General features: G+C 67.5%; 19 protein-coding genes. 6 read left to right on the top strand and 13 right to left on the bottom strand.

The window, feature by feature from the left end; all coding sequences use genetic code 11:
- Nucleotides 1–60 precede the first annotated feature (60 nt).
- From rpoN to HCU64_RS04720, 6 genes are all read right to left on the bottom strand, one after another.
- On the bottom strand, nt 61–1614 hold the full coding sequence (rpoN, locus tag HCU64_RS04745) for an RNA polymerase factor sigma-54 (protein WP_233382594.1): 1554 nt from the start codon (nt 1612–1614) through the stop codon (nt 61–63).
- Between the two features lie 443 nt (nt 1615–2057).
- On the bottom strand, nt 2058–2963 hold the full coding sequence (lptB, locus tag HCU64_RS04740) for an LPS export ABC transporter ATP-binding protein (RefSeq protein ID WP_442785906.1): 906 nt from the start codon (nt 2961–2963) through the stop codon (nt 2058–2060).
- A complete protein-coding gene (locus tag HCU64_RS04735; RefSeq protein WP_233382593.1) occupies nt 2960–3688 on the bottom strand; it encodes an LptA/OstA family protein in 729 nt (242 codons plus the stop codon). Before HCU64_RS04735 ends, lptB begins: the two co-directional genes overlap by 4 nt.
- Nucleotides 3685–4437 (bottom strand): LPS export ABC transporter periplasmic protein LptC, encoded by a 753-nt coding sequence (gene lptC / locus HCU64_RS04730; RefSeq protein WP_233382592.1) that lies wholly within the window; start codon nt 4435–4437, stop codon nt 3685–3687. Before lptC ends, HCU64_RS04735 begins: the two co-directional genes overlap by 4 nt.
- 189 nt (nt 4438–4626) lie before the next feature.
- Complete coding sequence (locus HCU64_RS04725) at nt 4627–5253, bottom strand: ribonuclease D (RefSeq protein ID WP_233382930.1); 627 nt, start codon at nt 5251–5253, stop codon at nt 4627–4629.
- Nucleotides 5254–5386: 133 nt separating this feature from the next.
- Nucleotides 5387–5734, bottom strand: a complete 348-nt coding sequence (locus tag HCU64_RS04720) for a ComEA family DNA-binding protein (protein ID WP_233382591.1) — start codon at nt 5732–5734, stop codon at nt 5387–5389.
- A 183-nt stretch (nt 5735–5917) separates the two neighbouring features.
- Here HCU64_RS04720 and HCU64_RS04715 point away from each other — a divergent pair, with 183 nt between their 5' ends.
- Together HCU64_RS04715 and rpmF are read left to right on the top strand one after the other, a co-directional pair.
- Nucleotides 5918–6436: a DoxX family protein gene (locus tag HCU64_RS04715; protein ID WP_233382590.1), complete on the top strand. Its 519-nt coding sequence runs from the start codon at nt 5918–5920 to the stop codon at nt 6434–6436.
- Between the two features lie 97 nt (nt 6437–6533).
- Nucleotides 6534–6722: a 50S ribosomal protein L32 gene (gene rpmF / locus HCU64_RS04710; RefSeq protein WP_003601373.1), complete on the top strand. Its 189-nt coding sequence runs from the start codon at nt 6534–6536 to the stop codon at nt 6720–6722.
- 24 nt (nt 6723–6746) lie between these two features.
- On the opposite strand, the gene HCU64_RS04705 is transcribed toward rpmF, so the two are convergent.
- Complete coding sequence (locus tag HCU64_RS04705) at nt 6747–6998, bottom strand: hypothetical protein (protein WP_233382589.1); 252 nt, start codon at nt 6996–6998, stop codon at nt 6747–6749.
- A gap of 102 nt (nt 6999–7100) precedes the next feature.
- Nucleotides 7101–7706 carry a polyhydroxyalkanoate synthesis repressor PhaR gene (gene phaR / locus HCU64_RS04700; protein ID WP_233382588.1) on the bottom strand — a complete coding sequence of 202 codons (606 nt, stop codon included), beginning with the start codon at nt 7704–7706 and terminating at the stop codon, nt 7101–7103.
- Nucleotides 7707–8006: 300 nt separating this feature from the next.
- On the opposite strand from phaR, the gene HCU64_RS04695 reads away from it, so the two are divergent.
- Both HCU64_RS04695 and phbB read left to right on the top strand, forming a co-directional pair.
- Nucleotides 8007–9188: an acetyl-CoA C-acetyltransferase gene (locus HCU64_RS04695; RefSeq protein ID WP_233382587.1), complete on the top strand. Its 1182-nt coding sequence runs from the start codon at nt 8007–8009 to the stop codon at nt 9186–9188.
- A 193-nt stretch (nt 9189–9381) separates the two neighbouring features.
- Complete coding sequence (gene phbB, locus HCU64_RS04690) at nt 9382–10110, top strand: acetoacetyl-CoA reductase (RefSeq protein ID WP_233382586.1); 729 nt, start codon at nt 9382–9384, stop codon at nt 10108–10110.
- A gap of 60 nt (nt 10111–10170) precedes the next feature.
- Here phbB and HCU64_RS04685 read toward each other — a convergent pair whose 3' ends face one another.
- The gene (locus HCU64_RS04685) at nt 10171–11067 is read right to left on the bottom strand and encodes a LysR family transcriptional regulator (RefSeq protein WP_233382585.1); all 897 of its coding nucleotides are present in this window, start codon (nt 11065–11067) and stop codon (nt 10171–10173) included.
- Nucleotides 11068–11178: 111 nt separating this feature from the next.
- Here HCU64_RS04685 and HCU64_RS04680 point away from each other — a divergent pair, with 111 nt between their 5' ends.
- On the top strand, nt 11179–12174 hold the full coding sequence (locus HCU64_RS04680) for an aldo/keto reductase (protein WP_233382584.1): 996 nt from the start codon (nt 11179–11181) through the stop codon (nt 12172–12174).
- Between the two features lie 17 nt (nt 12175–12191).
- Here HCU64_RS04680 and HCU64_RS04675 read toward each other — a convergent pair whose 3' ends face one another.
- Genes HCU64_RS04675 through HCU64_RS04660 form a run of 4 tightly spaced genes read right to left on the bottom strand, consistent with a single transcriptional unit; the run spans nt 12192 to nt 15545 of the window.
- Nucleotides 12192–12632 (bottom strand): cupin domain-containing protein, encoded by a 441-nt coding sequence (locus HCU64_RS04675; RefSeq protein ID WP_233382583.1) that lies wholly within the window; start codon nt 12630–12632, stop codon nt 12192–12194.
- Nucleotides 12629–14314, bottom strand: coding sequence for a DUF4166 domain-containing protein (locus tag HCU64_RS04670; RefSeq protein ID WP_233382582.1), 1686 nt, complete (start codon nt 14312–14314; stop codon nt 12629–12631). The genes HCU64_RS04675 and HCU64_RS04670 overlap by 4 nt, the downstream gene beginning before the upstream one ends.
- Complete coding sequence (locus HCU64_RS04665) at nt 14311–15132, bottom strand: hypothetical protein (protein ID WP_442785904.1); 822 nt, start codon at nt 15130–15132, stop codon at nt 14311–14313. Before HCU64_RS04665 ends, HCU64_RS04670 begins: the two co-directional genes overlap by 4 nt.
- On the bottom strand, nt 15129–15545 hold the full coding sequence (locus HCU64_RS04660; RefSeq protein WP_233382581.1) for a hypothetical protein: 417 nt from the start codon (nt 15543–15545) through the stop codon (nt 15129–15131). Before HCU64_RS04660 ends, HCU64_RS04665 begins: the two co-directional genes overlap by 4 nt.
- A 150-nt stretch (nt 15546–15695) precedes the next feature.
- Between HCU64_RS04660 and HCU64_RS04655 the strand changes: the two genes are divergently transcribed.
- Nucleotides 15696–18596 carry a phosphoenolpyruvate carboxylase gene (locus tag HCU64_RS04655; RefSeq protein ID WP_233382929.1) on the top strand — a complete coding sequence of 967 codons (2901 nt, stop codon included), beginning with the start codon at nt 15696–15698 and terminating at the stop codon, nt 18594–18596.
- Nucleotides 18597–18620: the final 24 nt, after the last annotated feature.

Here is an 18620-nt window from a genome sequence, read left to right as displayed (position 1 = left end):
AACTAAGGATGCGTCGGAGGCGAAGTCAACGCGACGAGCCGACTGCCCGGTTCGCGCCGCTCAAGCGCTGAGCTGCGCGCCGGCTTGCGCCGAGCGTTCGCGACGGCGCTCGATCGAGGAAGGAATCCGCAAAGATTCCCGATACTTGGCAACCGTGCGGCGGGCGATCTCGATACCCTCGTCGTGTAGGCGCTGCACCAGGGCGTCATCGGAGAGCACGTCGTTCGCCTCGGCATCGACGAGCTGCTTGATCCGGTAGCGGACGGCCTCCGAGGAATGCGACGCCGCGCCCGCTGCGCCGGGGATCGCGGCGGTGAAGAAGTATTTCATCTCCAGCGTGCCGCGGCTGGTGCCGATCGACTTGTTCGAGGTCACCCGTGAGACCGTCGACTCGTGCATTCCGATGGCCTCGGCCACGGTCTTCAGGTTCAGCGGGCGAAGATGCGTGACGCCGTGGACGAAGAATCCGTCCTGCTGGCGCACGATCTCGGTGGCGACCTTGAGGATGGTGCGCGCGCGCTGTTCCAGGGAGCGCGTCAGCCAGTTGGCGTTCTGCAGGCATTCCGAGAGGAATGTCTTGTCGCCCTCGGCCACCGCGCCCTTCGAGACACGGGCATAGTAGCTCTGGTTGACCAGGACCCGCGGCAGCGCCTCGGAGTTCAGTTCGACCAGCCACGACCCGTCCGGCGCAGCGCGCACGAACACGTCCGGTACCAGCACCTCGACGGCGCTCGTCCCGAAGGCCCGGCCCGGCTTCGGATCGAGCCGGCGGATCTCGGCGAGCATCTCGACGAGATCCTCGTCGTCGACGCCGCAGAGCCGGCGGAGGGCAGGGAAATCGCGCTTGGCCACGAGGTCGAGCCGCGAGACCAGCGCCTGCATCGCCGGATCGAACCGATCCTGCTCGCGCAGCTGGATCGCCAGGCATTCGGCGAGGTCGCGGGCGGCGACACCCGGCGGATCGAAGGTCTGGACGAGCTTGAGCACCCGCGCGACCTGATCGAGGCTCGCGCCGAGGCGGTCTGCGACGAGGTCGAGCGATTCGCGGCAATAGCCAGCCTCGTCGACGGCATCGATCAGGAAGCCGCCGATCAGCCGGTCCTGCGGGTCGCGAGTGGCGAGGTCGAGCTGAGCGGCGAGGTGCTCGCGCAGGGAGATCTCGGCCGTCAGGCTCGCCTCGAAATCGGGGAGTTCGCCGTCGAAGCTGCCGCCGGTGCTGCCATAGGAGGCCGGCGTCAGCGAGAGCGTGTCGCCGCCGGCCTGCTCGCGCGGCATCGGGGTCTCGTCGGCGAAGACGTTGTCGAGGCGCGTATCGAGGGCGCTCTCCATGGCCTCCCGCTCCGGTGCCATGTCGTTCTTCAGCCAGGATTCTTCTTCGCCGCCCTCGCTCGCCTCGAACCGCTCGGTCTCGGCGTCGGATCCACGCTCGGCGCCAGCCTCGGCTGCGGAATCGCCCTCGACGCGCTCCAGCAACGGATTGCGCTCCAGCTCGGCATCGACATAGGCGGCGAGATCAAGATGAGAGAGCTGCAGGAGTTTGATCGCCTGCAGGAGCTGAGGCGTCATCACCAGGGCTTGCCCCTGGCGCATTTCGAGCCGTTGCAGCAGACTCATCGGGAAGCCCGATTCTCCGTTGGCGAGCGATCGAGATCCGGCCGGCAACGAGACCGGATCCGCAATCGGCACAATTCTTGCTTCGTTTTGCTCTTCAACGCTTAGACCTAACCGTATCGCGCGTCAAAGCGTGATCGTGGCCGAACGCGTGAATGCCGCGCGGGTCGGCAAAGCGGCCACAGACGAGGTGCCCTGCGGCCAGGCGCCAGCCTCGACCACTGGCCCTCAAGAAAGCGTTTTCGGAATCCTGTCGTCCGGCTGACCTCGCGGGTTTCGACCGGCGTGGTTCAGCGAGCCTTACCGCGATGGGTGCGACATGCCCGGTTCCGCCCGCAGGCCAGCAGGGCGTGAAGGCCAACTCGCCGAAATGCCGAGGTCCGGCGCTGATCCGGAACGCAGTCGCGATCGTTCTGGCCTGATCCGCGGGACGCGCGTCGTTGTGCCTAGAGGCGAAAATCCTCGCCGAGATAGAGGCGGCGCGCCTCCGGGTTCGCCACGATCTGCTCGGGCGTGCCCTCGGTGAGGATACGGCCGGAATGCGCGATGTAGGCGCGGTCGATCAGGCCGAGGGTCTCGCGCACGTTGTGGTCGGTGATCAGCACGCCGATGCCGCGGCGCTTGAGATGGCCGACGAGGTCCTGGATGTCGCCCACCGCGATCGGGTCGATGCCCGCGAAGGGCTCGTCGAGCAGGATGAAGCTCGGAGAGGAGGCCAGCGCACGGGCGATCTCGCAGCGGCGGCGCTCGCCGCCGGACAGCGCGATCGAGGGAGATTTGCGCAGGCGCGCGATGTCGAATTCTTCGAGCAGCGAATCGAGCTTGCGGGCGCGCTCCTTGCGGTCGGGCTCGGCCACTTCGAGCACGGCGCGGATGTTGTCCTCCACGGTCAATCCCCGGAAGATCGAGGCTTCCTGCGGCAGGTAGCCGATGCCGAGGCGCGCGCGCTGGTACATCGGCAGGTGCGTGATCTCCATGCCATCGAGGCTGATATGACCGCGATCGGCCGCCACCAGCCCGGTGATCATGTAGAAGATCGTGGTCTTGCCGGCGCCGTTCGGACCGAGCAAGCCGACGGCCTCCCCGTTGCGGACGGTGAGCCCTGCCTCGTGCACGACGGTGCGGGCGCCGTAGCTCTTTCGGAGGCCGGTGACGTGCAGGATGCCGGGGCCGCCGACCCCGTCATGGCCGCCCTGTCGCACCTCGGCCTCGGGCGGAGTGCTGGCGGCGCGATTCTGCCCACGTCCGAGCAACCGCCGCACGAAGGACCCGGCCTTCGGCAAGGCACCCTCGCCGGAGCCGGCGCGCAACGGCAGGACCGCCGGGACTGTCGACAGGCCCGTCACGCTCAATTCGCCTGTGCCCGCGTCTTCGGAGCAGACTTGTCGCCCGCCGGCCGTTCCGGCGGCGGCGCGGCAGCCTCGGTCGGCTTCTGCTTGCCGGCCGTCGCGGCGGGGGGCTGCTGGCAGCCCTTGGAACTGGCCTTCCCCCCGCCATTGGCGTCCGGCTTCTCGCCGGGCACGAACATCGCGGAGACGCGGCCGTTGCTGCCGGGATCCATGTTCGCCCGGCCGGAATCCATGTCGTAGACGAGGCGCGAGCCGCGGGTGACGTTGCGGCACTGGCTGAGCACGACGTTGCCGGTCAGCACGATGCGCCGGGCCACCTGATCGAAGGTGGCGTTGTCACCAGTGGCGACCTGATCCTTCTGCACGACGGTGACGGGACCGGCGCAATCCACTTTGCGGATGCCGTTCTCGGCCATTTCGGCCTGGGTCTTCCCGGCCGAGTCCGAGCCGTCCTTCGCATCGTTCTTGCCGCGCTTGTAGAACACGGTCAGCGCCGAGCAGCGGATGGTGGCGTCGCCCTGCACGGCAACGACGTTGCCGGCGAAGATCGCCTTGTTCTCCTTGTCGAACACGTCGAGCCGGTCGGCGTCGATCTTGATCGGTTCCTTGCCGTTGCCGCCGAGCGCGCCCATCGGCGAATCGGCCTTGTCCTTGGCCAGAGCCGGCACCGAAAGCGGGGCGAGCGCGACACCGAGGGCCAGTGCCAGGGAGATCACCCGCACGCTCATCGCCCGGCCTCTGCTGTTTCCTTCGGGCCTTCCGCGGCGGAGGTGCGCACGCGCTCGCCCGCATCCCCATCCTCGGTAGCCGGCTTCTTGCCGCCGCCCTGGAACACGGCGTGGACGTTGCCGATGAAGGAGATCACCTTTCCGCTCTCGACCACGTCGAGGCTGTCGGCGGTAACGGAGCCGTTCGGCACGGAGACGGTCACGGTCTCGGAAGACTTCACCGAGCCGGCCTTGAAGTCGACAGAGGCGGATTTGAGCCTGGCTTCCTCGCCCTTGTCGGTCCAGAGGCGAATGTTCTCGTTCAGGGTCAGGGATTCCTTGCTCGAATCGAACAGCCCCCCCTTCGATTCGATGTAGGCGAGGCCGCCCTTGTCGTCCGTGGCGATATGGCCCTTCATGGCGTGAAGCTCGATCAGCGACGGCTTGCGGACGTCCTGCAGCGCGGAATCGGCCGTGACCTCGTAGCCGCGCTCACCCTTCTTGAAGCCGGAGAGCTTCGGATTCTCCATCGTCACCTTGGTGCCCTGCACGCTCACCGGGCCGACGCTGACATTGGAGATGCTGCCCGAGAACGGATTCCAGACCACCGCCACGATGGCGAAGATGGCGACGCCGGCCACGACCGGAATGACCCGGCGCAACAGCCGGACGCGTGCCGAATGACGCACGGCGCGGCCATGCGCCTGCGTGCGACGGGCATTCTCGTTTGCCGCGCTCGCTTGCATGTCGAGAGTGTCGGCCGCCTGCATCGGTTTCCTGGGAGGCTCCGTCCGGGGGTGCATCCTCTCCCACACCGACGGGTCGGGGCACGGATAGGGGCATGCCGACGGGCGGTGGCGAAGTTATGGCCTCCGCGCCGACCAATAATCAATCTCGGCAAAGTGCGCGGAAGCACATACGCGCGTTGCTGTGTGTTTCGAGGCGAAGCTCTCGGGGCGCTACGTATGCGCGAAAATGTCGGCCTCGGCCCAGCCGGCGAGGTCGAGCCGGGCGCGGGTCGGCAGGAAATCGAAGCAGGCTTGGGCGAGATCGGTACGGCCTTCGCGAGCGAGCATCATGTTCAGCCGGTCGCGGGCGGCATGAAGGTACAGCACGTCCGATGCCGCGTAATCGAGCTGGGCCTGGCTCAGCGTCTCGGCGCCCCAATCCGAGGATTGCTGCTGCTTCGACAACTCGACGCCGACCATCTCGCGCACCACGTCCTTGAGCCCGTGCCGGTCGGTATAGGTGCGGGCCAGTTTCGAAGCGATCTTGGTGCAGTAGACTGGCCCCGGCATCACGCCGAGCGCCCGGTAGAGCACGGCGAGATCGAACCGCGCGAAGTGGAAGATCGTCTGAACGGCAGGGTCGCCGAGGACGCGCTTGAGATGGACCGGCTCCGGGCCACCGGGCACGATCTGCACCACCTCGGCATTGCCGTCGCCGCGCGAGATCTGCACCACGCAGAGCCGGTCGCGATGCGGGTTGAGGCCGAGCGTCTCGGTATCGATCGCGATGGCCGGGCCGGGATCGAAATCGGCGGGCAAATCGCCGCGATGCAGGCGGATGGTCGGCTGGGCGGGCATGATCGATCGACGGTCGCGGGGGCGCGGCATGCGCATCCCTGGCGCCTATACCCAGGGGAGCGACCGGACAAGTCTAGGAGCAGACGCCCGCGCGGGGATTGCCGACCCCGCGCGGAAAGACGATGGCCGAAGATTACTTCTGCTTGGCGATGATCTGATCCTTGATCCCCGCATAGACGCCCTCGGGGATGATCTTCTTCTGAACCAGCTCGTCCTTGCCCTTGTAGGGGCGGCCCTTGATGATCGCGGCCGAGCGGACGTCGCCGATGCCCTTGAGCTTGCTCAGCTCCTCGGCGGTGGCGCTGTTCAGGTCGAGCAGCGGAGCCTTGGCGTCGGCCGCCGGGGCCGCGGGCGCGGCCTTCATCATCGCCGAAGGGGGAGCCTTCGCCGGAGGCGTGGCAGGGGCCGCCGACTGGGCGAGGACGGGCGTGGCGGCGAGGCAGGCCAGGACGGCCAGCGAGCGGATGGCAGACGAAATCATGATGGTCTCCCGACGGCGGGCATAGGGACGCTGCGCCGAACCCTGCCGATTTAGGCCGCTGTGCTTGAACCGCGTTTGAACGAAACGCCCCGGAGTCGCTGCCGCGATGTAACCGAACGCCCGGCCGCTCCGTATGGGCTGCAAGGAGCCAACCCGGCTCGCCCGAGCCTGCTGGAGAGCCCCGTGAACGCCATCGTCCGTACCTTCATCGACAGCCCGGAGCGCCTGTCCCGCCCGCTGGTCTTCCTCGGACCGCTCGCGGCGCGTCTCGTCGTCGGCTGGGTCTTCCTCTGGAGCGGCTGGACCAAGCTCCACAACCTGCCGCAGATGATCCAGAACTTCACGGATTGGGGCATCCCGTTTCCGGAGATCATGACGCCGTTCGTCTCGGGCGTGGAATTCGTCGGCGGTCTGTTGCTGCTGCTCGGCCTGTTCACCCGGATCGCAGGGCCGACCCTCGTCATCGTAATGATCGTGGCCGTCATCTCGGCCAAGCTCGACCAGGTGGATTCCCTCGAAACGCTGCTCGGCTTCGAAGAAGTGTCCTACATGGCCCTGTTCGGCTGGCTCGGCGTCGCAGGCCCCGGCCCGCTCTCGCTCGACTACCTGCTGCAGCGCATGACCGGCTCCAAGACCGCCGCGGATTCCGCCGCGCATCTTCACGCGAACCCATCTAGCCAGTCGGAGCCGGCGCGGGTATAAGCCGCGCCTCGAACCCCGAATTCCATTCGCGGTGCCGGCTTTCCGCCTCGACGAAGGTGGATCGCCACGGCGCCGCTTTTTGCCTTGAGAAAACCCGATGGCCGTTCCGAAGCGTAAAACCTCCCCCTCCCGGCGCGGCATGCGCCGCTCGGCTGACGCGCTCAAGGCACCGACCTATGTCGAGGACAAGGACTCGGGCGAGTTGCGCCGTCCGCACCACATCGACCTGAAGACCGGCATGTACCGCGGTCGCCAGGTTCTCAAGGTGAAGTCGGCCGAGGCCTAAGGGCCGATCGGAGGCCGGTGCGCCTTAGGCGCACCGCTTCCCCGGGACGCCGGCCGCCCGCTCATAGAGCGCTGCTGCCGTCCGCGTCCGCTCCAGGCGCGCCACACGCAGCGCCGGATCCGTATCGACGATCAGTTGTGCCAGGAAGCCTGCCATGGGCCGCCCCACCGACCTGTGTCGGCTGGGGTTTTCGTCGTTGTCCTGCGAATGGACGACGACGAGAGCGCGGCACGCATTGTCCGCGACACCCTGAACGTCCGTCTCACCCTGGCTCATCGCCGTCGCCTCTGCGCACTGCCTAGAGACAACTGCGCAAGGTCGAGGCCAGCCGCAAGGATTCTTTCAGCATCCTTGCGAAAAGGTTACCGCCGCCGCCGGCTACTTCTTGGCGAGAGCGTCGAGCCGGGCCTGCATTTCGAGCATCTGACGCTTCAGGTCGTCGAAATCCGTGGCGGCCGGGCCGGATGCTGCGGCTGGCGTTGCCGCGGCATCGGGCTTCGCACCGGTGGCGGCGAAGCTGCCCGTGAACATCTTCATGGCATCGCCGAAGAAGCTCATGTTGGTGCGGACCTGCTCCTGCAGGGCCTGCTGAAAGGCGCCGGGGCCGAAGCTCTGGAAGCTCTGTGCGAACTTCTCCCGCAGCCCGTCCTGGTCCTTGGCGAAGTTCGCCATGGAGAATTCGAGGAAGCTCGGCACCATGATCCGCATGCTGTCGCCGTAGAAGCGGATCAGCTGGCGCAGGAATTCTACCGGCAGGAGGTTGTCCTCGCCGGCCTTGTTCTCCTGCTCGAAGATGATCTGCGTCAGCACGGAGCGGGTAATGTCGTCGCCCGAGCGTGCGTCGTAGACGATGAAGTTCTCGCCGCTCTGCACCATCCCAGCGAGATCTTCGAGCGTGACATAAGTCGACGTGCCGGTGTGATAGAGCCGGCGGTTGGCGTATTTCTTGATGACGGTCTGGTGAGACTTGCCATTCTCCGCCATCCCCGCGGCACTCCCCGCTCCGTTCGCCATGGCGCGCATCGACCCGTTGCCCCAAAAAATTGGCGGGCCTGCACCGGCTTTCCCGCAATGCGGAACCTTAAGGCACTCTCGCGGCGGCGAAAACAGCAAACTCGCTGGCTTTCCCGCACAATATCGCCAAGTCCGAATTGTATTCAATTCGGCTGCCGGTTCTGCCCGTAAGTCTCCTTGACATCGTAGAGATGAAGCCCTTTTTCCTCAGGGATTGGCAGGCGTATCGGTACTCGAAGCAAGATGCGCCGCGGTGAGGAGACAATCGAGATGGCCAGCGAAGATATCGTCATTGTCGGAGCGGCACGGACTCCGGTGGGTTCCTTCGCGGGTGCGTTCGGCTCGATGCCGGCCCACGAACTCGGCGCCGTGGCGATCAAGGCTGCCCTCGAGCGCGCCAAGGTTTCGCCGGACGAGGTCGACGAGGTGATCTTCGGTCAGGTCCTCACCGCTGCCGCCGGCCAGAACCCGGCCCGCCAGGCCGCCATGGCCGCCGGCATCCCGGAGAAGGCCACCGCCTGGGGTCTCAACCAGGTCTGCGGCTCGGGCCTGCGCACCGTTGCCGTCGGCATGCAGCAGATCGCCAATGGTGACGCCAAGATCATTGTCGCGGGCGGCCAGGAATCCATGTCGCTCGCCCCGCATGCGCAGTACCTGCGCGGCGGCCAGAAGATGGGCGACCTCAAGCTCGTCGACACCATGATCAAGGATGGCCTCTGGGACGCCTTCAACGGCTATCACATGGGCCAGACCGCCGAGAACGTGGCGCAGGCCTTCCAGCTCACCCGCGAGCAGCAGGACAAGTTCGCCACCGCGTCGCAGAACAAGGCCGAGGCCGCCCGCAAGGAGGGCCGCTTCAAGGAAGAGATCGTCCCGGTGACCGTCAAGGGCCGCAAGGGCGACACCATCGTCGAGGACGACGAGTACATCCGCGACGGCGCGACCGTTGAGGCGATGGCCAAGCTGAAGCCCGCCTTCTCGAAGGAAGGCACCGTTACCGCCGCCAACGCCTCGGGCCTGAATGACGGCGCCGCTGCGCTCGTGCTGATGTCGGCCTCCGAGGCCGAGAAGCGCGGCCTCAAGCCCCTCGCCAAGATCGTGTCCTGGGCCACCGCCGGCGTTGATCCGAAGATCATGGGCACCGGCCCGATCCCGGCCTCGCGCAAGGCCCTCGACAAGGCCGGCTGGAAGCCGTCCGACCTCGATCTGATCGAGGCCAACGAGGCTTTCGCGGCCCAGGCCATGGCCGTGAACAAGGACATGGGCTGGGACGAGTCCAAGGTGAACGTCAACGGCGGCGCCATCGCGATCGGCCACCCGATCGGCGCGTCCGGCGCCCGCGTCCTCATCACCCTGCTGCACGAGCTGAAGCGGCGTGACGCCAAGAAGGGCCTTGCCACCCTCTGCATCGGCGGCGGCATGGGCGTCGCCATGTGCGTCGAGCGGCCCTGAGCCGGCTCAGCGGAGAAGACCCCGGCCTTCTCCGTACGTGTCAAACAAAAGTTGACACAAAACGCTTTGAGGCCTGCTGAAACTTAATTGCCGTGCGAATGGCGGCGGGTCCGGGCAAGAGATCGGTAGTTCCCGGTGCGCGTGGCGCATCGGGCAAGTCCGACGAATTCAATCAAGAACAACGGAGGAAACCATGGCTAGTGGACGCGTCGCCCTCGTGACGGGCGGAACGCGCGGCATCGGCGCCGCCATCTCGAAAGGCCTGCAGGCCAAGGGCTACAAGGTCGCCGCCAATTACGGCGGTAACGACGAAGCGGCCCAGGCCTTCAAGGCCGAGACCGGCATCCCGGTTTTCAAGTTCGACGTCGGCGATTTCGCCGCCTGCGAGGCCGGCATCAAGCAGATCGAGGCTGAGGTCGGACCGATCGACATCCTCGTGAACAATGCCGGCATCACCCGCGACGGCGCGTTCCACAAGATGACCTTCGAGAAGTGGCAGGCGGTCATCAAGACCAACCTCGACTCGATGTTCACCTGCACGCGCCCGCTCATCGACGGCATGCGCGAGCGCAAGTTCGGCCGCATCATCCTGATCTCGTCGATCAACGGCCAGAAGGGCCAGGCCGGCCAGACCAACTACTCGGCCGCCAAGGCTGGCGTGATCGGCTTCGCCAAGGCGCTGGCTCAGGAGAGCGCCTCAAAGGGCATCACGGTCAACGTGATCGCGCCCGGCTACATCGCCACCGACATGGTGATGGCGGTGCCGGAGGACATCCGGAACAAGATCATCTCGACGATCCCGGTCGGCCGTCTCGGCGAGGCGGAAGAAATCGCCCGTGCGGTCGAGTATCTCGCCGATGATTCCTCGGGCTTCATCACCGGCTCGACGCTCACCATCAACGGCGCGCAGTACATTACCTGATCGCGCTGTGCCTCTGGCCGCCCTGCGGTCAGAGGCGTCGGCCGCACACGCACGCGCTGGCTAGCCGTTGTCGGCCTTGATGAAATCGATGAATACCCTCAACGGCGGCGGCATGTGCTGCCGCTGGGCGTAGTAGAGCCGCGGTCCAGAGAAGGGTGGCAGCCAGTCTTCCAGCAGCGGTACCAGTGCGCCCGTCGCGAGGCCATCCGCCAAGTATTCCTCGAACGTACAGATCAGGCCGAGCCCGGCGATGGCCGCCTGGGCTTCCAGTTCGGCCGAGGTCGCGATGAGCGGTCCCGCCACCGCGATCTTCACGACCTCGCCGTCCTTCTCGAACTCCCACTGCACCGTCACACGACTGGCAAAGCGATGCCGAATGCAGGCATGGCCCAGCAGATCGCGCGGGTGCCGTGGCGTGCCGCGCGCTGCGAGATAGGTCGGAGAGCCTGCAAGCACGTAGCGCTGCTGGCGCGGGCCGATCGGCACCGCGACCATGTCCCGCTCGAGGCTCTCCTCGTAGCGAATGCCGGCATCGAAACCCTCGGCCAGCACGTCGATGAAGCTGTCGTTGTTCTCGATCTCCAGGCTGATCCTCGGGTGGGCGGCGAGAAAGCGGTTCACGATCGAGGGCAGGATGTGACGTGTGACGACGGTGGGTGCGTTGAGCCGCAACGTTCCCGCGGCCTCATCGACAGAGTCGTTGACGCTGTCGAGAGCGCTCTCAATCTCGCGGATCGCCGGACCAAGCCGATCGAGCAGCCGAGCCCCGGCCTCGGTCGGCGTGACGCTTCTCGTCGTGCGGTTGAGAAGACGAATGCCAAGCCGTGCCTCCAGCCTGCGTAGGGCTTCGCTCAGCGCCGATGCCGAAATGCCCTTCAGCCGGGCCGCGCCGCGAAAGCTGCGCGCCCGGGCAACGGCGACGAAGGCATCGAGATCCGCGAGATTCGGATCGGACATTGTGCGAAATTCCGGACACGTCGTGCACCAAGACTCGGCTTATCGCACGACGCGCGTCGCTGCATATCCGCGCCAACGCCTCGTCGAGGCTCAATTCAGCGGAGAACGACCATGCAGCAACGGCAGCTCGGAAAGGCCGGCCCGCGCGTTTCGACCCTCGGGCTCGGCGCCATGGGCATGTCGGACCTCTACGGTCCCGCCGATCGTGCCGAGGGTCTCGCGACGATCCACGCGGCGTTGGAAGCTGGCATCACGCTGATCGATACCGGTGACTTCTACGGCATGGGTCAGAACGAGATGCTGATTGGCGAGGCGCTGAAAGGCCGCCGCCACGACGCGCTCATCAGTGTGAAATTCGGCGCCATGCGCGACGCCGGCGGCGGCTGGTGCGGCTACGATGCCCGCCCGGCCGCAGTGAAGAACTTCCTGGCCTACTCGCTGCAGCGACTCGGTACCGACCATATCGACATCTATCGTCCGGCCCGGGTCGATCCGAATGTGCCGATCGAAGACACGATCGGCGCCATCGCGGAGGAGGTGAAGGCCGGCCGCGTCCGGCATATCGGCTTGTCGGAAGCCGGGTCCGAGACGATCCGGCGCGCGGCAGCAATCCACCCGATCTCCGACCTGCAGATCGAGTACTCCCTGATCTCGCGCGGCATCGAAGACGACATCCTCGGCACCTGCCGCGAGCTCGGTATCGGCGTCGCCGCCTACGGCGTCCTCTCGCGTGGGTTGATCAGCGGCCACTGGCAGCGTGGCCACGGCGCGGGTGACTTCCGCGGTATGAGCCCGCGCTTCCAGGGCGAGAACCTCGACGCGAACCTCGCCCTCGTCGAGGCTCTGCGCGGCATCGCCCGCGAGCAGAATGCAAGCGTCGCGCAGATCGCCATCGCCTGGGTTGCGGCCCAGGGCGACGACATCGTGCCGCTCGTCGGCGCACGCCGGCGCGACCGCCTGCAGGAAGCACTCGCCTCCACGGATCTCGTCCTGAGTGCCGACGATCTCGCGGCGATCGAACGGGCCGTGCCGAAGGGAGCGGCGGCTGGCACCCGCTATGCGCAGGCGCAGATGGATCATCTCGACAGCGAGCGGCCACGCCGCTGATTGCGGTCCGCGATGCCCTATCGGCGCGGCATGGGCCGCCAGTCCGGTGGCGCCATCTCGAACCCGGCATAGTCGAAGCCGGGCGAGACGGTGCAGCCGACCAGCGTCCAGGTGCCGAGGCTCGCCGCCGTCTGCCAATGACCCGCTGGCACGACGAGCTGGGGGCGCTGGCGGCGGAGGATGTCGGGGCCAAGGTGATGCGCCTCGGCGTCATGGCCGTTGCCGCTCATGGTGATCACCATCGGTGCGCCGGCATACCAGTGCCAGATCTCGGCGGCGTCGACCCGGTGCCAGGCGGAGACCTCGCCGACGTCGAGCAAGTAGTAGATTGCCGTGCCGACCGAGCGGCCTTCGATCTCGCGCGGGTCGCGAAACGTCTCTCGATAATGGCCGCCTTCCGGATGCGGCTTCAGGCCGAGGGTCGTGATCACCTCGATGGCGCTGAGACCCTCCATCATCGGCCATCCTCCCCGTCCGGCACCAGCCAGCCTCTGTAATGCACCAGGAGTCCGACGAAGGGCAGGAGCAGGGCGACGTCGAAGCGGAAGCGACCACGCTCGTCCACACGTTCGCTCGCCCGCGTCGCCGGACTCAAGGAACGCGGCAGCGGCAGCGGTCCAAGGCGCCAGCCCGTGACCGTCATGTCGAGCCCCTGCGCATGGGCGCTCACCGCGAGATCCATCGAGAATGGGCCAAAACGCTCCCGAAACAGGCCGCGCCCCTTGCCGCAGGGCGCGAGGCTCATCACGCTCGAGAAACGTTCGCTGCCGAAGCGCCGCGTCCAGAGCTCGGTGCCTGCTTCCGGCCGGATCGCCACGCGAACCGGGCAGGCCGCGCTGGCATGCGGCAGCCGAAACAGCGCCGCGAGCAGCGCGACGGCACGGCCCCTGCCCCGCTCCACTTCGGCCTCGCCCGAAAACGTCAGGCCGCCCGTCGCGCCGTGCAGGGCGCGGACGGATGACGGCATGGCGGCAAAGTCCGAGCCGAGCGCCCGCTCGAACAGCGGCACGGCGGGCTCTACATCGACCCGCGTCCTGAGTCGTAGCCGGCTCATTTCCGCTTCGATCGCCTTCAACGGCAGAAGGTCGGTACAGGCACGTGCGCCCGCTGGGACCTGCTCCGCGGCCGGATCGGTCAGGCGCCGGATCATCGCAAGGGCGGGGAGCGTGGGCACGTAGGGGCCGTCGCCGGCCTCCGCTGTGAGGCTCCAGGTTGCCCGGGTCGGGCGATCATCGCTGTCTCGTCCCAGCGCCTCGACGACCATGCCGCCGCGGTCGCTGCCGAAACGGTCGAGCGCACGGGCCACTGCGAGAAAGGGCTGCGCGAAGGGAGCCAGAGAGGGCAGGATCCGCCAACGCACCGGCAGGCTGGTGAGCCAGAGCCCGAGATGCAGAAGGCTCAGTTCGAGGCCGGCGCGAAACACGACGCTGCGTGCCTCGGGCCAGCGTGCCGGCATGATGTCGAGATCGGGTGTTTCGCAGAGCGAGGCCCAGCGATGTCCCAGCCCTGGCACGCCGAGACGCACCAGCAATCCCCAGCCGGCCCGGTGCTCCCAGGCACCGTCGCGAAACACGCGGATTGGCTGCCCAGCATAGGACAGGATCGCCCGCATGACCGAGAGCCCACGCGGGGCACGGTTGCCCGGCACGATCGCCACCGAGACGGCCTCGACGCGCCGCCAGCCGAGGGTGATGGCAGCGAGTGCGGCGTTCGAGAGGGCGGGCGTGGAACTCGCCCCGGTCAGAGCCGGAACGCCGGCGGCCCTCGCCTCTCCGTCCAGCCTGACGAAATCCGCGACGAAGTCGCGGGCGTCGGCGAGATCGAGATAAGGCAGCCCGGCCGCGATGGCCGCCCGCGCGAGCCGAGGTTCCGTTCCCTGAAACGGGCCCGCCGCATCGACGACCAGGCACAGGTCGAGAGCTTTCAGCGCCTCCGAGGTGATTTTGGCTGCATCGAGCCGGATGGCCCTCACTCGGCCGGCGGGGTGAAGCCGCGCCGTCGCCTCCGCTCTGTCGAGGTCGCGTCCGGCGACGACAACCGAGACCGTCGTGGTCGCGACCAGGCCGGCGACGAGACGCGAGCCGAAGGCGCCGCTGCCACCGACGACCAGCACCGCCGGCTCGCTGGACGGCTCGCTCACTCGGGTATGGCGCCCTGCGGGATGTTGAATTGGCGCGGCGGTGCGGCGGTGCGTCCGGCTGGTGCCGTCGCACCGGCCGCTGCGCTGGCCGGCTCCTTGCGCGGGGCCTTCGGCTTCTTCTCCTTCTTCGCGACGGGCACAGGAAGCGCCTTTGCAGCCGGAGCGGTGCCGCATTCCTTGAAGCGCATCTGCGCGAGCGGCGCGTTCGCGTCGGACACGATCTCGAAGGAATCCGGGAGTGTGCCGAGATGGGCATCCCAGCGGATCGGGCCGCCCAGCAAGCTTTCCAGCGCCGCCGGTGAAGCTCCGCGGCGCAGCGAGCTGAGATCGCGACCATAGGCGGAGGCGATCTTGTCACCAATCACGAGCTGAACGACCCGCGTCACGTCCGGCGTCAGCGGCCGCAGCGGATTGTCGATCGTGACGGCGCCGGTCCGTGTCACCCAGACTGAAAACTCTTTCGGCCCGTCATAGAGCACCGACTGACCGGGATCGCAGGCGACAGGAGGGCCAGTAACCGTCGTCGGCGTGGCTGCCGGGGGAGCGGCGGGCAGCAGCGGGGGCGCAGCGGCGCCCTGCTGCTCTTCGTTTCCGGTGCGAAGCTCTGGCTTGCCAGCATCCGACGGCTCTGCGTGAGGCGCGGGTTTGGGCTTCGGTTTCGGCTTGGGTTTCGGGTGCGGCTTCGGCGTAGCGGGCTTGGACTGTGCCTGCTCACCGGCCGGAGGAGGCGCAGCCTCGGGTTCTTGCGCCATCGCACCGGCGGCCAGCAGCAGGGACGCCGCGACGAGCGCGGTCTTCAGGGGAGCGGACACGTTCATTGTCCCTGGCGTCTGCGCGATGCATCCGGGCGCGCCCTCGATGGGTCTTCGATGAGCTTGGCTTCGATCATCTCCGCCTCGACGGATGTCGCATCGATCAGGTGACCGTCGCCCTCCCGAACGTCACTCCATTCGGCATCGACGATCGGCTGGCTACGGTCGATCGGGCTGCGCGGGGTCGGCCGCAGGCTCCGGATCAGAAAATCCTCGTCACCCTCGGCAAGGTCATCCTCCCGTTGCATCCGCAGGGGAGGACGGCGCGACCGTGCGGACACCGCCGAGGCAAAGGCCAAGGAGAGACCGGCAACCGCAACCGCGCCGAGGATCAAGAGCGTTTCCATGGCCGCGACCAGCGTTACTCCACCTCGGCAGTCGTTGCACCCGCAGATCGTCGCAGGAAGCGTGGCCGTCATCGAGGAACGGTCCTTGCGTCGCAGGCCCGACGATGAGAACACCGCCGCCCCGCGATGCGCGGAGCCGGCCGGAGCGGATGGGATGATCCGATGCCACTCGACGACCGTCTCGTGCGAAACCTCTCTCATGGCGAAGATCCGGTGACCGTGATGCTCGACGATCGCCCCTCCGTACGCACGCCCTCCATCACCGCGGAGGCGCTGGAAGCCGAGTTGCTGGAACTGGTGGCGCAGTCGCGCGCCCAGTCGGCCGACGATCCCTTCCGCAATCCGGTGCTCGCCGTGACGCTCGCGATCACGCGCCGCTTCGACCGCGAGGAGATCGGCGAGGCCGATCTCGACACGCTGTTCCAGCGCCTCCGGCGCCACGCTCTCGACGAGCGGGCGGGGCGGTTGCGCGCCTATGTCGGTCTCGGACCTGAGGCTGCATCGGGTGCCGAGGCGGATCTCGCCGGGCGCCTCGTGGCGGGGATTGCCCGGCGAGAGGGCGATCTCCAGGCGTTTCGCGCGCTGGTCGGCCGCACCGCCTTCGCGGCGGTCTTCACAGCGCATCCCACCTTCGGCATGCCGAAGGCCGTCGCGGCCAGCCTCGCCGAGGCTGCTTCGACCACTGACCGCAGCACCCGCACGGCCTTCGTCGACAAGGCTGCCGCCCTTTCGACGCGGCCCGATCCGGGCATCAGCCTCGACGACGAGTTCGATCAGGCCTGCGTCGCGGCCAATCACGGCCGCAGCGCCCTCGATCTGTTCAACGGTGCGCTCCTCGACGCTGCCCGCGAGCGCTGGCCGGACCGCTGGACCGAGATCGTCCCAAAACCCTTCGCCATCGCCTCCTGGGTCGGCTGCGACACGGACGGGCGCACCGATATCGGCTGGTGGGACACGCTGCGCTATCGGCTCATCTCCAAGCGGATGCAGCTCGACCGCGTCATGCGCGACCTGCCGGACGTGCCCGCGACGAAAGTCGTCCGGGAGCTGACGGCCGGCGCGCTCGATTCGGTGAAACGCCAGCTCGCCGGCGCGCCGTTGCTCGGCACCAAGCCCTCGCTCGAAGCCGTGCATCGCTTCGCCCTGGCACTCATCATCGAGCGAGAGCGCGCGCAAGTGGATTCGGGGCCGCTGCTCGCCGGGCTTGCCGCGGCGATCAGCGCGGCCGAGACGGACGAGGACCGGCGCGCCATTGCGGTGCTGCGCTCGGGCATCGCGGCTCACGGCCTGTCGAATGCCCTGCCGCATTTCCGGCTCAACGCCAGCCAGATCCACAACGCCGTTCGCCGCGTGATCGACCTCGAAGGAGAGCCGACGGACGCCGCGCATCGCCGCTCGCATCTCTCGACGATCAACACGCTGCTGAACGACGTGCAACCGGTCGCCGTGGATTTCGGAGCGCTCGCTGCGGAGCGCGCCTCGGCCGCCCGGCTGATGATGACGATCGCGCAGATCCTCAAGCACGTCGACGGCACACACCCGGTCCGCTTCCTGATTGCCGAGACCGAGACCGGTTATACCCTGCTCTCCGCGCTCTGGCTGGCCCGCCACTACGGCATTGCCGACCGGCTCGAGATCACGCCGCTGTTCGAGACGGCGAGCGCCCTGGAGCAGGGCATCCGCGTGCTCGACGACGCGCTGCGCAACCCGCATTGGCGGCGCCATCTCAAGCGGCTCGGACGGCTTTGTGTACAGTTCGGCTACTCGGATTCCGGCCGTTATGTCGGCCAGCTCGCCGCGACCTTCTGGATCGAGCGGCTCCGCCTGCGCATCACCGAGCTGATGGTTCAGAACGAGCTGACCGACGTCGAGCTCGTGATCTTCGACACCCACGGCGAATCCATCGGCCGTGGCGCCCATCCGACGAGCCTCGCCGACCGCCTCGCCTATCTCGCGCCCGAGGGCGCCCGCGAGAAGAACCACGCGGATGGGGTCAAGGTCAGGCTCGAATCGAGCTTCCAGGGCTCGGATGGCTACCTGATGTTCGGCTCGGCCGATCTCGCCCGCGCCAGCGTCGCCCGCATCGCCGAGCACGTCTTTGCCGATGAGCTGACCGACGAAGACGCCTTCGCCGATTACGTCATGAACGACGCGCCGAAGGCCCATGGCGCGGGCCGCGATCCGATCTATGCGGAGGCCGACTTCGCTGCCGAGTTCTTCCGGGCTGCGCGTCAGTCGATGGAAGAGTTGGTCGAGGATCCGGGCTACGCGGCCTTGCTCGGCACCTTCGGACCTGGGCTGATCGACAAGACCGGCTCGCGTCCCGCCGCCCGCCAGTCCGACAGTGGCGGCCCGGTCATGATCACCCATCCGCGGCAGCTCAGGGCGATCCCGAATAACGCGATCCTGCATCAGCTCGGATTCTTGGCGAACTCGCTGCACGGTATCGGCCGCGCGGCCTCACGCTCCCCGGATCTCTTCCGCCAGATGCGCGAGGAATCGGTGCGTTTCTCTCGCGCCTTCCGCCTCGTGCAGCACGCGGCGAGCGTCGGCGATCTCGACGTGCTGCGCGCCTATATCGACACGCTCGATCCGGCCGTGTGGCTGGAGCGCGCCCGCCGAACCCGCCGTGATGGGCGGCGCGATGAACTGATCGTCGTCGCCGGCGCGCTGGAGCGGCTCAACCTCGCGCCGGACCTGCGCCGGCTCTTCGGCCGGCTTACCACCGACTGGCTTTCGCTCCAGACCGCAGCGCCCGACCTCGCCACGATGCCGGCGCGCCTGACCCTGCTCCATGCGATCCGGCTCGCCCTGATCCATCGGATCTGGTTCCTCGCCGTGCACATCCCGAGCTTCCGGCCGCAATCGGGCATCACCCGCGAGGCCCTGCTCGAGCGCTTCCTGCGGCTCGACATCGACGGCTGCCTGAAGCTCCTCGACGAGGTGTTTCCGATTACCCCGGACCCGACGCTCGGCCTCAATTTCGGCGAGCCGCCGGGCCCGCGCGACGTCGGGACCTATGAGGGCGAACACGCCACGCTCTTCCAGCCGATCCGCCGGCTGTTCCTGCGCGTGCGGGAGATCTCGGGGATGATCCAGCACGAGGTCGGGGCGTTCGGCTAGGCCCTTCGCTTCCTCCCATCCGGG

The sequence above is a fragment of the Methylobacterium sp. C25 genome (assembly GCF_021352225.1).
Taxonomy (GTDB): domain Bacteria; phylum Pseudomonadota; class Alphaproteobacteria; order Rhizobiales; family Beijerinckiaceae; genus Methylobacterium.
Note: the sequence above shows the minus strand (reverse complement) of the source record. Positions and strands in the feature narration are given on the sequence as shown.

Excerpts from the sequence above, each read along its gene's own strand:
- rpmF (WP_003601373.1), top strand. The coding sequence starts at position 6,534 with ATGGCCGTTCCGAAGCGTAAAACCTCCCCCTCCCGGCGCGGCATGCGC.
- HCU64_RS04685 (WP_233382585.1), bottom strand. The coding sequence starts at position 11,067 with ATGTCCGATCCGAATCTCGCGGATCTCGATGCCTTCGTCGCCGTTGCC.
- HCU64_RS04660 (WP_233382581.1), bottom strand. The coding sequence starts at position 15,545 with ATGACGGCCACGCTTCCTGCGACGATCTGCGGGTGCAACGACTGCCGA.
- HCU64_RS04735 (WP_233382593.1), bottom strand. The coding sequence starts at position 3,688 with ATGAGCGTGCGGGTGATCTCCCTGGCACTGGCCCTCGGTGTCGCGCTC.
- HCU64_RS04665 (WP_442785904.1), bottom strand. The coding sequence starts at position 15,132 with ATGAACGTGTCCGCTCCCCTGAAGACCGCGCTCGTCGCGGCGTCCCTG.
- HCU64_RS04695 (WP_233382587.1), top strand. The coding sequence starts at position 8,007 with ATGGCCAGCGAAGATATCGTCATTGTCGGAGCGGCACGGACTCCGGTG.
- HCU64_RS04720 (WP_233382591.1), bottom strand. The coding sequence starts at position 5,734 with ATGATTTCGTCTGCCATCCGCTCGCTGGCCGTCCTGGCCTGCCTCGCC.
- HCU64_RS04655 (WP_233382929.1), top strand. The coding sequence starts at position 15,696 with ATGCTCGACGATCGCCCCTCCGTACGCACGCCCTCCATCACCGCGGAG.
- lptC (WP_233382592.1), bottom strand. The coding sequence starts at position 4,437 with ATGCAGGCGGCCGACACTCTCGACATGCAAGCGAGCGCGGCAAACGAG.
- phbB (WP_233382586.1), top strand. The coding sequence starts at position 9,382 with ATGGCTAGTGGACGCGTCGCCCTCGTGACGGGCGGAACGCGCGGCATC.
- HCU64_RS04680 (WP_233382584.1), top strand. The coding sequence starts at position 11,179 with ATGCAGCAACGGCAGCTCGGAAAGGCCGGCCCGCGCGTTTCGACCCTC.
- rpoN (WP_233382594.1), bottom strand. The coding sequence starts at position 1,614 with ATGAGTCTGCTGCAACGGCTCGAAATGCGCCAGGGGCAAGCCCTGGTG.
- phaR (WP_233382588.1), bottom strand. The coding sequence starts at position 7,706 with ATGGCGGAGAATGGCAAGTCTCACCAGACCGTCATCAAGAAATACGCC.
- HCU64_RS04705 (WP_233382589.1), bottom strand. The coding sequence starts at position 6,998 with ATGAGCCAGGGTGAGACGGACGTTCAGGGTGTCGCGGACAATGCGTGC.
- HCU64_RS04725 (WP_233382930.1), bottom strand. The coding sequence starts at position 5,253 with ATGCCCGCCCAGCCGACCATCCGCCTGCATCGCGGCGATTTGCCCGCC.
- HCU64_RS04675 (WP_233382583.1), bottom strand. The coding sequence starts at position 12,632 with ATGATGGAGGGTCTCAGCGCCATCGAGGTGATCACGACCCTCGGCCTG.